Raw genomic sequence first — 11,979 nt, 5'->3', positions numbered from 1 at the left:
AACCGAATATCCAAATGACGGCAGCGGTGCGAACTCATGCACCACCGACGCAGCAGCGTCGTGGCAATGGCGAACGGCAGCGGGCAATCCGATCCTTCGCTTTGCCCCCAAGTCCCTAAAACCCCTAATCTGAGGCTGGATTGGGGGTGCTCGTCTGCGAATCCGGATTTGAGCTATGGGGCAGGGCTTGAGTTGTGCCTTTGCGCCGCCTAATCCTCTGCCGAGACTGCCTTTGTTTGTAGCAGCCCGACTCCCGTCAAGCAACATCTCCAAGCCCGGGGCTGACAAGTTGGCGACGTTGGCGAATCTTTTTGTGCCTTCGAAATTACCGGGCGCAGATGTTCGGCTCCGATTGAGCTTATTCCCCGCCGTGAGGCGTCCCTACACGCCTTGAAGCAGCGCCGAATCGGCCGCCTCCGCATAGGAACCGACCGAACGAGGAGCTTCTTCCCACGAGTCGGGACACCTCGGGCGGGAGTAATCCGCTCACTCTGGAAACAGTCGCGTGGAGAGATAGCGCTCTCCCAGATCGGGTAAGACCACGACGATGTTCTTGCCCGCGTTCTCCGGTTGCTTGGCCAATTGCAAGGCCGCCCACGCTGCGGCTCCGCAACTGATGCCGCACATGAATCCCTCGGACCGGGCAAGCCGTCTCGACGTTTCGAGGGCGTCTTCGTCTTCAACTTGAATGACCTGATCGATGATCGAAAGGTTGAGGACGTCGGGAATGAATCCCGCGCCGATTCCCTGGATCAGGTGTTTGCCGGGCTTAAGCTCCTGGCCCGCCAGTTTCTGTGAAATCACCGGACTATTGGCCGGTTCGACGGCAACGACCTTGACGTCCGGTTTGCGAGACTTCAGCACTTCGCCCACGCCGGTGATCGTTCCACCGGTGCCGACGCCGGCCACGAAGATATCGACATTTCCGCCCGTGTCCCGCCAAATCTCCTCCGCCGTCGTTCGCCGATGAATCTCGGGATTGGCGGGGTTCTTGAACTGTTGCGGCATGTAGAAATTGGGGTTCTCCTTCACCAATTCTTCGGCCCGCCGCACGGCGCCCGGCATTCCCTCCGCGGCGGGAGTTAGAACCAACTCCGCGCCGAATGCCTTGAGCAAGCGTCGCCGCTCGAGGCTCATGCTCTCCGGCATCGTGACCATCAAGCTGTAACCGCGGGCCGCGCAGACGAAAGCAAGGCCGATGCCGGTATTGCCGCTGGTTGGCTCGATAATGACGGTATCCTCCTTGATCAAGCCCTGCCGCTCAGCCGCATCGATCATCGCCCGGGCAATACGGTCCTTCACGCTCCACAAGGGGTTGAAGTTTTCGAGCTTGCCGAAAACGTTGGCAACGGCCCCCTCGGTGATTCGGCGGAGCCGAATTAGGGGCGTGTTCCCAATGCAATGGGTGATTTCGTCGAAAACGCGACCATTCGCTACAGGCGTCATCCTATCTTCTCCCAGCAAACCGGTCCATGAACAGTCCGTCCGGCGACCGCTCCAACGTGCCGTCTTTCCATTCAGGCTACCGCATCCGATACCTTACTAATATCATAATATTAATCTTCATTTTGATTCGCGTCAAGAGCAGACATGCCATGGAACATCAGGAAATTTGCTTTCCCGATCAGCCCTGGCGGTCCTTACGGTTCGCCTTGTTCCACGGCCTTTCCCGCCGCGGCGAGGACGGCAGCCGCGTGCCTAGCCAAATGCCCGCGGAGGTCGTGCGTGTAAGCTCGCAGAATTTGCTCCCCAATGCCGCCGTAATCTCCACAGCGGAACAAGGCTCTGGCCAGCGACAACTCCACAATCGAATCGCGGCGTGCCTTGACTTGATTGGTGCCGCCCGGGCTACTCTGATCGAAACGAATCGCATCCTGCACCGTCCGGTGGACGTAACCGGTCATGCCCGGCGTCGTCAGCAATTCCGCCAAAGGCTGTGCGGCTTGGGGGTCGCCGATCATTTCCAGCGCCAGAGCGATAGCGCGATGGTGGCTGAATTCCGAATCCGGCGTGAGAAGTCGCAACTTATCGACGATCACGGGCACGGCCCGCCGGTCGCGAGTTCTGCCCAAGGCCACGATCAACTGGTCCAATCGGCTGAGCGCGCTGCCGAATTGTCCCATTCCGACATAATTCCAGCCTTGGTCCCACGAGTCGTAGCCCTTGACGGCGGCGATCAGCGTCTCCAATCCGGTGTTATCTCCCAACACCGCAAGTGCATGGGCGTAGATGAGACGGTGTTCGGGTTGATCAGCCTCCTGATAGGCTTTACGGAGCAACGGTCTCGCAATCTCGGGGCACGCCAAGATCACCGCCGCGTCACGGTAGTCAGTCTTCAAATTCTCCACGGCCTCTCGAACCCGGTTCTCGGGCACCGGAGGCATTTCGTCCTCCGAAAGGACCGATTCCGGCAAGTTTCCAACCTTGACGAGAAACCGTTGCAACTCGCGTACGTCCAGGCGACGCACATCGAGGTCTCTCTGCGCTAACCACGCCGCGGCGGTTCCCGCCGCAAACCCCTGGTTTTGAATGTCCGCCTGCATACGGATCAACGGAATGGCGTCGCGGTGAGCGCTGATTCCCAAACCGGTGACGAGGATTCCCTCTAAGCCCTTGGGGATGAGGCACCGATAGGGTATGCGGACGTAGAAACCGCGCTTCTCCGGATGCTCCAATTCCAAGTAGGGATCCACGGTGAAGCCGTGCGTGTCGAAATTGCTGTACGCGATGCAGATCGTGTCGGAATACGTCCGTTCCAGCATCTGGTCCAGAATCGTCATCGTATATTCGCCGACGATACGGCGGCGTTCTCGGCTATCGATCAAGCGTCCTTGATCGAAGGCGTCGCGGTATTTCTTCTTGGCATAGACGAAGACATGCCAGATGTCCAAAACATCGGTGTCATCGGTAATGGTGAAATCGGTGTTCGTGTAACTGGCGCCCAAATTGCGAGGCGGAAGGCCCGTTCCTTGGACCGCCGGTTCGGTGTCGTCGGTGTACATCGTCTCCGCCCCTGCCGCCGCCGCGATGTCGGCATTCCCGGTGGAATCGATGACGACGTCGGCCAGGACGACCCCGCGTCCGAAGGGCGTGACGACGACAACTCCGCGGACCCTCCCGGAATCGACGACGGCACCGCTGCCCAAGCAATTCATCCAGATATCGGCGCCGGCCTTCAGCAACTCGCTGCGCCACCACTCCGATTTCTGTTCGATCACCCAAGCCGCGGCGCCCTGATTGACCTCCGCGGTGAACCCGACGCGGTTGCCCCAATAATAGGACGAGATGGCACCTGCCGTGCCGACGCCGCCCAAAGTGGCCAAGTATTCGATGACGAGGGTTTTAGCGCCCTGCCGTGCCGCACCGATTCCCGCCGCCGCTCCGCCGGTTCCGCCTCCCACCACGACGACATCGTATCGCCCAAGGATCGACACGCCGGACTCTTCCTGCGGGACGGTCGGCCACTTGAGAAACGGGCGGACCCCCGACAGGAATTCGCCGATATCGTACCGGGTTTCGTTTCCCGTTTCGGCGGCAGCTACCTGTGGAGATCGAATGGCTTCACGCTCGGCGGCTTCTCTCGCCGCTTCCCGGCCCAGTCGCTCTCCGATCGCCATCAAATTGCACGGCCGAAGCATAGCCGCGGCCTGTTTACGGGAAACGGAGGCGCATCCGCCCAGTATCCAGAGGCCGCTTTCGCCTTTGGCGCGGAAACAGCCCAAGGGAATCGTGTCCGCGCCATCCCACGAACCGCTGCCGGTTGCTTCGCCCTGAACCGAGTCGGGTGGGACTTCGAACAAGACATCCGAGACGAATTGTTGTTCGGGGTGATAAACGAGGCTGCGAGCCGTTTGATCGGCCTTCGCCCAAGACGCCCAACCGTCGTCTTCCATCGGCAACTCGAAGGTGTACTCGATGACGGGAAATACGCCGCTGGAAGTCTTGGCGCGGTTGGGGAAGGGGCCCACAAACGGCGGATCGATGACGCGTGACGAGACGTTGGGAGCCTCGACGACAGCGCCTCCGATGACGACTTTTTGGAACCGATGGATGCCGCCGGGGTAGGGCGTAAACGAGGCCCCCGCCAGTCGTGCTACGACCGCTCGGTCCGTGGCGTCAATCACCGTCTTGGCGATCACCGCCTGCCGTCCGGCGCGGTTGGCGATCACCACGCCCGCGATCTTACCGTCGGCATCTCGAATGACGTCCGTGGGGTACGACCCGTACAAGAATGAAACGCCCGCTTCGAGCAAGGCGTCGTCCAGCACCTCCTTCACATGCATCGGCCGGGGAGCGGGAAAGGCCGCATGCAGACGATCGACGTCTTCCTGTCGCGGGGGTCCGATGATCTCGATCTCGCCCAGGAGGATCCGCTCGCAGTCATCCGCCTTCTTAATGTGCAGCTTGATACGACGGGCCTTGCTACCGTCCAGCTTGGCATCGATGACATACGGCATGTCGTTGCCGATGACGGTCGTCGGGGTCGGTTCGGCCCATACCGGCGGAGTCCATGTGCCGTCTTCTTTTTCCAAGCTGTACGTAAAGCCGGCCACCTTGAAAGCGGAAGCCGGATCGCTGCTGACGCGACCGAACGCGATCACGCGGATGCCGTGGATTTCCCGGGCGGCATCCAGTTCCGCCAGGATCGTCACGTCCCCGTTGTACTGCACACTTTGGCTCGGCGCGTCGCTGCACAGGCCGTCGCAAAGCCGCTGAGGCGGGTCGGTGTCGGCGTGCTTAGGGTCTGCGGGCTGATCGGCCGAATACTGAAAATCGTAGCGGTCCGCGTGGATCAGGGAGTCGCGACGTAGCGGATCATCGAATACGCGCTTCGCCAGCGGTGTCAAAGGCTCCTCGCCCGGTTCCAACCAGAGCCGCAAAGTCGCGGTCATGTCGTCCCCAAGGTAGGGTTGCGGCGCGACCAAGAAGACCTTGGCTCCCGCCTGGGCGGCCTGGACTGCCGCCGCCACGGCACCTGTGCTGCCTCCGACTACCGCAACGTCGACCTCTTGCGCCACGGGAATGCGGCGTGCCGATTGATTTACGGACTCGCCTGCCGCAACGGTAAGGGCCGAGGAAAACAAGATCCCCGCGGCAAGTGCGACCGTGCCAACAACGGATGTGGAGGATGATACGCGAACCATGTTGCTTAGCTCCGATACGATTGCTCAATACTTCACGCCATGCCGTGCGGAACGAATCCCGGCGGGATGCCGCTCAACAAAGTCCCCGGGCCGCGACGGACGCCACGCAGAACGGCGGATGATTCGTTGCTTATGATAGTGAATCGCTGCGGCGATATCTACCACGCTGATGAACGTCGGAGCCCTTTGCGTTGTTCCCATCTCGCGTGATGGATTGAAGTTAGGAAGGGCCTGGAAAGGGCCTTCCCGCAGGATGTGCGGAAAACGGGCGGTTTTTCCCGCGATGGAGCGATTTTTCACGATTTTTCGACCAAGCCTGCGAACAAGCGGGGATTTGGTGCGTAGTAAAGGTATGCGTTCACAAGGATCGGCTTGATCCAAAGCCCCTTGGGTGGTGCGGAACAAGAACTTTCCCTGCAAAGCACGCAAAGCGTTGGCTGAATCCCTTGTTCTCCGGCTCAGGAAGACCTTTATGCAAATCCCCAACCTCCGACCTCTCTTCGCCTGGGATACCCTGGAAGATAGTCCCACCATTCGCACCCTGCGGGAATTTCTAACGTCCATTCCCGACGAGGAGTTTCTCACATCTCTGGAGAGATCCCGGGGCAAGGGGCGGAACGACTACCCGGTCCGTGTGCTCTGGGGGACGTGGCTTTTGAAGATCGCCTTGCGGCATCCGACCGTGGAGTCGTGCCTGGCCGAACTGAGGCGGAACGCGGAGCTGCGGAAGCTGATTGGGATCGAATCGGAGGATCAGGTTCCCAACGCCTGGAACATGTCGCGGTTTATGGAGCTGCTGGGCCGGGAACCGTTTCGCAGCCTCCTGCAAAAGATGTTCAACACCATGGTGCAACGGTTGGCCGAGGTGGTGCCGGACTTGGGAGAGAACCTGGCCGGGGACGCCACGGGGCTGAAGGCGCGGCGGAAGGAGGGACAGGCGGCGGAGGAGGAGAAGGCGGAAGGTCTTCCGCAACCCAAGGGCGGTCGCAAGGAGTACACGGACAAGGACGGGAACGTGACGCGGGTGGTGGAGTGGTTCGGGTTCAAGCTGCACCTGGCGGTGGATGTGAAGCACGAAGTGGTGTTGGGGTACAAGGTCACGGAGAGTACGGCCGGGGATGCCGAGACGTTGCCGGCGGTTTTGGAGCAGGTGAAACGGAATCTGCCGCAAGGTCGGATCAAGAGTCTGGCCTATGACAAGGCGGCCGACACGAATCCGGTGCATGAGCTGTTGTCGCGGGAGGGGATCAAGGCGGTGATCGAGAATCGGAGTTTGTGGAAGGAGGAGGCGGAGCGGATGTTGCCCGGCCACGATGGGACCTCGAACATCGTCTACGACGAGGCGGGGACGGTGTACTGTTACGATCGGGTGAGCCAACCGATGGTGCGGTATCGGATGGCCTACATCGGGTATGAGCCGTCGCGGGAGACGATCAAGTATCGGTGTCCGGCCAAGCACGAGGGGTGGGAGTGTCTGATGAGCAAGATTTGCAATGCGGGGAAGTCCTACGGGAAGACGGTGCGTGTGCCGCGGGAGATCGACTTGCGGCGGTTTCCGGCGATACCCCGGGCGACGCGGAAGTTTGAGCGGTTGTACCGCGGGCGGACGGCGGTGGAACGGGTGAATGCCCGGCTGAAGGTGTTTTGGGGGGTGGATGACGGGAACATCGTCGGGGCCCGGCGGTTTACGGCGGAGGTGGGGGCGGTGATGGTGGTGCACGCCGCGTTTGCGACGCTGTTGGCGATGGCCCCGCGTCGAGAGGGGACGTTGGGAAAGATGCGGCTCAGTCCGATTTCCAAGGCCTTGCGGGAAAGAGTCTACGGCAAGCCTGCCGCCCCGGGACATCCCGAGTCCGGCTCCGCCGCTGAGCAAGAGCCTTCAGGAAAACCCGCCGTAGCGGTCACCTAGGTTTTTTACCCCAGAGCGGCGGACGAATCGGGAATCTTGTCGGTGCTGAGCTCGTCTCGCAGGATGACGGTCTGCGCGGAGTGCGCGCGGAAGGCCGATCAAAGACCGCTTTGAGGCGTTTTCTTCCCTGGAACGCCGCCTTTTCTTCCTTCGAGTGCCGCCTTCCCGGCTCCAGAGTCCCCTCTTTTCAAGACTCCCCGCCCCACGTATTCACCTGATCCCTCTTCCGCGACTCTTCCCGACCTATCCAGTCTCGCGCTCTTAACTCACTCCCCCGCCAAAAAGTTTACAACGCAAACGGCTCGGCAACTTCGCTGCCGACTGGTACAGACTGGGAGGTGTGCGCAAGCTGCGGTGCCGCCAGTAGCAATCATGTCTCCAACGCCCCGCTGTCCGAGCGATTTCTGGTTGCGATGCAAGAGTCATCGACGCCCAGATACCGCAGGCATCAACTCGCGGTCGCAAGGCGGCCTCCTCGGGTTGGGAGGACAAGTATGGCCAACCACACCGTACCTGAACCTACCGGACGTACAGTCGAATTCTCGCCAAGAATCGACACCGAGTCGGGTGGCTGTTAACCCAGGCAGGCCCGTCAAACCGAGAGTCCGAGAGTTTCGGGCGGGGTTTTGGGGTACGGGGCTCCCCGTTCGCAACCCTCTTCGTAACAATGCGCGCCGAGGCGAGAGGCGGAAGTGTTTGCAGCGAAGGGACTTACCGACTTCGAGTCCCTTTCGGTTGGCCCCAAAACGAAGGCAACCCGTAGCGCAACTGCAAGAGACGAGTTAACAGTCAAGGGTCTCTGGCTGTTAACCCAAAGCGCGATTTGTACAGGCGTTTGAAACTTCGACTGGCAGGTTAACAGCGGGCGCGAGCGTGCGAATTTGGCTCGACCACCTGGGACCGCAAGACGCCGACGTGGTGGCCCGACGACGCCGCCCGTGCGGGCTGTAGAGCTGCATCGCCAACGTCGATGCCGATTCTTGGCCCGTTCAGCACGATGGGCCCTGGACATCCAGGCCCGTGGCTGATAGCAAGGGATTCTGGCATCTGCCAGCGGTGTTCAAAAACCCTGTCATCTTCCACGTTCGCACGCACTTAAGGCATATCCCGAATGGCCCGTATTTTCCACCCCCTCATCATGCTGCTGGCTCGGGCGACCCAGGCCGAGATGGCCCAGATGGTCGACTACCTGAAGACCGAAAACCGCATCCTTCGGGCAAAGCTCCCCAAACGGGTGGAGGTGACGGCGGCCGAGCGAGAGCAGTTGGTGAAACGGGGCAAGTCGCTGGGGTCGAAGATCAAGGATCTGATCACGATCGTCTCGCCGCGAACATTCGCCCGCTGGGCGAGTGGGGAGATCAAGTCGGTCGGCAAAAAAAACGAGACGAAAGGCGGGCGGCCACGCAAGCCCGATGAGGTCCGGGAACTGGTCGTCAAGATGGCCAAGGAGAATGCCTGGGGGCTGGGACGGATCATGGGCGAGTTGAAGAAGCTGGGCCTGAATATCTGCAAAGGGACGGTCCGGAACATCCTGCTGGAGAATGCCTTGGACCTTGGACCGACACGCGGCGAAGGGTCCTGGGACGAGTTCATCAAGATGCACGCCAAGACCCTGTGGGCATGCGACTATTTCTCGAAGAAGGTCTGGACGCTTGGAGGGCTGGTCGAGTACTTCGTGCTGTTCTTCATCCAGCCCGGAACGCGAAGGGTCCACATTGCCGGGATCTCGGCAAATCCCGATGGCGCCTGGATGGCGCAGCAGGCCCGCAACCTTGGCATGTTCTTCGACGACCAGCCAGAGCGGGCCAAGTATCTGGTCTGTGACCGGGACACGAAGTTCACCGAACAGTTCCGGGCGATCCTCGAATCCGAGGGCGTGGAGGTTGTGCAGACTGCCGTCCGGGCGCCGAACCAAAACGCCTACGCCGAGCGGTTCGTGCAGACGATCAAGACGGAGTGCTTCGACCTGTTCATCGTGCTGGGCGAGAAGCACTTACGGCATCTCCTGACCGAGTTCCTTGCCTACTATCACAGTCAACGCCCTCATCTGGGCCTCGGGAATCTGCCGCCGGTCTTGAGCCAACCACCCGAACCTGTCGGCTGTCTTGGACCGGGGGATATCATTGTGCACGAACGGCTCGGCGGACTGCTGCGGCACTACGAACGCAAAGCCGCATGAGCAACCGGTGCTTCCACGCTGATCGGAAGCGGTCGCTGCTGCGCAGATCTTGGAAGCTCGGTGCTGGTGAGCCGCAAATCCCTCCTGTCCTCTGCCTTCCTGCCAACGATGCGGTCTCTTCACAACTTTTGGCCAGCCGCAGTCGGACAAGGATGAGTCGATTCGAGCCATCGCAACTGCCGTCGCCGGTCGGTTCTGCGTTGGACAGAGTTTTTGAACACGACGGGCGCCGACCAGCCCGCAACCGATAAAAATGAGGCCCAGGTCGAAGACCAGCAGCCCCCGATGCTCCGGTCTGGGCGGTTTCGTGACGAATTGCAGAGCGACGGCCAGCACCAACATTGTGCCGACGAACCCCAGCAAACGTGACCGCTTCTTCGTCGCTGCCTGATCGCGGTCCGAATGGTAACCCTTCTCCCTGTCGATCATCTGGCTCACCTCCCAAGTGATTGTCCGCGGTTGTTAACTTGCCGTGACCCGTCCGAAGTGCTTCACCCAGAGCACCAGTACGATTGCACCCGGTTACTCTGCTTCACAGCTGATAACGTCGATCCCAACCTTGATTGCCTCTAAAAGGCGCGTTGCGGTTTCTACATCAAGCAAGACTTCGAGGTCGCCATTATCCTGAACGGAGAGAGCGACAGCCAACCTCTTCCCACATTGGCGAACGATTGCGACGGCGTCGTTTCCGCTATCGGCTTCGGTGAAGACTATGGTGGCGATCTCTCTTGGCGTCATCGTTACATTCCTGGAATAGGATCTCCCGGCACGAATCGCCAATGTCTGCCTGCGGGCGTGTCCAAATGCCAATGTGGGCCACGATGCCAGCCGGGTGCATTGGGGTGATAGGGATGCTGCTCGAAGACGATCTTGGTTTGCTCGTTCGGCTGCCACACCACCTTGCCCCGCCCCGGCGTGGTCGCTGTGTCTGGTATTCGGGTTCCCGGCACACCAAGTAGCTGGTCCATCTCCTGTGGCGTACTGGGCCATCTCTCACTTGTTGCGTTTGCGGCGCACTCGTTATTGTGCGCCACGACCGCCAGGGGCGACACGTGGTACACGTGTTCGCCCTCGACGGTCATATTGTACACCCGGTGCACGCCGGGAATAGGGCGCACCGCGGCAACGGTCAGCGGGCGGTGGATACCGCCGAGCTGCTCGCCCGGCTGGAGGTCGCGGACCGAGACCCACGCCTGACGCGACTGGCTGTAGAACTTGTGCAGCCCGGTGGGGCGGACTCGCTCCCTTTGGCCTCGGTCGTCCGTGAGCGTCAGCTCCCACACGTCCCGGTTGAGGTGGGTGACGGTGGTGAGGACGACCTTGCCCGGACCGGGTTCGATAGGAGGGCAGGGGTCGTTGGCCACCACCCGGGCGTGCATCCCATCCGGTAGGCCCATCTCCACCAGGTCCAGCGGAATGGGCACCAAGGCGCCGACGCGGGCCCCGTGCCGGGTGATCCACTCCGGCGGCTGGAGGGTTTCTACTTCGACGGGATCGACCGTGCCGTCTTCCCACCGGTTGTCGGCCAGCAGCCGCAGCTTCCGCCACGTGGCCGAATCGACCGCCGTGGAGGCAAAACGCTCCGTTTCGCCAAGCTCCGGATTGCGGGCGAGGACCCGCTGACCGACGCGGACCGCCTCGATGGGCCGAGTCTGGGGTGCGGGCAGCGCTAGCGCACCGGCGCTTGCGTGGCGCACTCCCTGCGGCGGCGACTGTTTGCCCAGTCCCAGCCAGAAGCAACACCCGGCCAACAGGGCGCACAAAAGTACCCAAGCCGTCGTGGCATGCCGGGGTGAAGACGCGGATCGCGTAGTTCGGATCGCGCCGCGGGCACCCGGTTGCTCCGATGCTGCCGCGCTGCCCGCACGAACTGGCCAAGCGCGGGGTTTCTTCAACATCGCGACTTGCCTTTCGCGGGCATGCGGGGCCGCTGCGTCCACACGGGCAGCAAGCTGCCCGTGGCACCCCGGTTCTCGTGCGGCTGTCCGGTCCCACCCCGCGCCAGCCCGCTCGCCGCCCGATGCGTCCCAAGCGAGTTCCTCTCCCCCGAACAGGCGATCGCACAGCGCGTTGAACTCCGGGTCCGGCAACCGCGGGAGTGCGTCATCGCGTGGTTCCTGGTCGGGACTGAACGGGTCGAACTCGTCCGGCCCCGCGAACAAGAAGTCCCGCGTCCGCCGGCGCTCGTCGTCCGAATTGCGTCGGCCAGTGACGACCAGCGGGGCCAGGCCCGCGACCAGGCACGTAAGTCCGAGAGTGTTCCAGAACGAGGCGCCGTGCGGAACAGGGACGACGTCCGATTGCGACATCATCGGAAGCAGCGTCTCCTCGCCGATCAGGATGGGCGTTCCCGCCACGAAGCACACCCCTTCCCCGGAGCAAGCCCGCTGGAACTCCGTGTGGAAGTTCTGCGCATTCGTGCGGTTGAACACCCACTCGCCCATCCGGTTAGCGAAGGCGATGTCCCGGCGCATCGACTTGTATTCATGTTGGGACGATGTCACCCTGTGCGCTCATTATTCGCCAGGTGGAACGATTTCGATCCGTTCTTGCGGTGGTCGGCGCGCGCCGGCCAGGAGTACCTTGTCTTCAATGTGATAAAGAACTGCCCACGGCCGTGTCTCCCCTCCCCAGGAACTGAGATTCACCAGCAGCCACCCGAGCGTCCAACTAGGATATGACTCGCTGAAACTGGCAAGTACATCCAACACTTCGGCCCGAACACGTGCCTCGCCTTTGTCTGGAGC

The 11,979-nt window shown here is 61.5% G+C and carries 7 protein-coding genes; 2 read left to right on the top strand and 5 right to left on the bottom strand.

Going from position 1 to position 11,979, the window contains the following annotated elements:
* Positions 1-486: 486 nt before the first annotated feature.
* The 3 genes from cysK to ACYQ6J_RS17825 all read right to left on the bottom strand — a co-directional run bounded on the left by cysK (position 487) and on the right by ACYQ6J_RS17825 (position 5,549).
* Positions 487-1,446, bottom strand: coding sequence for a cysteine synthase A (gene cysK, locus ACYQ6J_RS17835; protein WP_460185586.1), 960 nt, complete (start codon positions 1,444-1,446; stop codon positions 487-489).
* A gap of 194 nt (positions 1,447-1,640) precedes the next feature.
* Complete coding sequence (locus ACYQ6J_RS17830; protein WP_460185585.1) at positions 1,641-5,144, bottom strand: HEAT repeat domain-containing protein; 3,504 nt, start codon at positions 5,142-5,144, stop codon at positions 1,641-1,643.
* Positions 5,145-5,168: 24 nt separating this feature from the next.
* Positions 5,169-5,549, bottom strand: coding sequence for a hypothetical protein (locus ACYQ6J_RS17825; RefSeq protein WP_460185584.1), 381 nt, complete (start codon positions 5,547-5,549; stop codon positions 5,169-5,171).
* 67 nt (positions 5,550-5,616) lie between these two features.
* Here ACYQ6J_RS17825 and ACYQ6J_RS17820 point away from each other — a divergent pair, with 67 nt between their 5' ends.
* Both ACYQ6J_RS17820 and ACYQ6J_RS17815 read left to right on the top strand, forming a co-directional pair.
* Positions 5,617-7,053 carry a transposase gene (locus ACYQ6J_RS17820; RefSeq protein WP_460185583.1) on the top strand — a complete coding sequence of 479 codons (1,437 nt, stop codon included), beginning with the start codon at positions 5,617-5,619 and terminating at the stop codon, positions 7,051-7,053.
* Positions 7,054-8,164: 1,111 nt separating this feature from the next.
* A complete protein-coding gene (locus ACYQ6J_RS17815; RefSeq protein WP_460185582.1) occupies positions 8,165-9,232 on the top strand; it encodes an integrase core domain-containing protein in 1,068 nt (355 codons plus the stop codon).
* Positions 9,233-9,754: 522 nt separating this feature from the next.
* Here the strand turns inward: ACYQ6J_RS17815 and ACYQ6J_RS17810 are convergent.
* Positions 9,755-9,970, bottom strand: a complete 216-nt coding sequence (locus ACYQ6J_RS17810; protein WP_460185581.1) for a hypothetical protein — start codon at positions 9,968-9,970, stop codon at positions 9,755-9,757.
* 2 nt (positions 9,971-9,972) lie between these two features.
* The gene (locus tag ACYQ6J_RS17805; protein WP_460185580.1) at positions 9,973-11,736 is read right to left on the bottom strand and encodes a hypothetical protein; all 1,764 of its coding nucleotides are present in this window, start codon (positions 11,734-11,736) and stop codon (positions 9,973-9,975) included.
* Positions 11,737-11,979: the final 243 nt, after the last annotated feature.

Source organism: Thermopirellula anaerolimosa, assembly GCF_054657335.1.
Note: the sequence above shows the minus strand (reverse complement) of the source record. Positions and strands in the feature narration are given on the sequence as shown.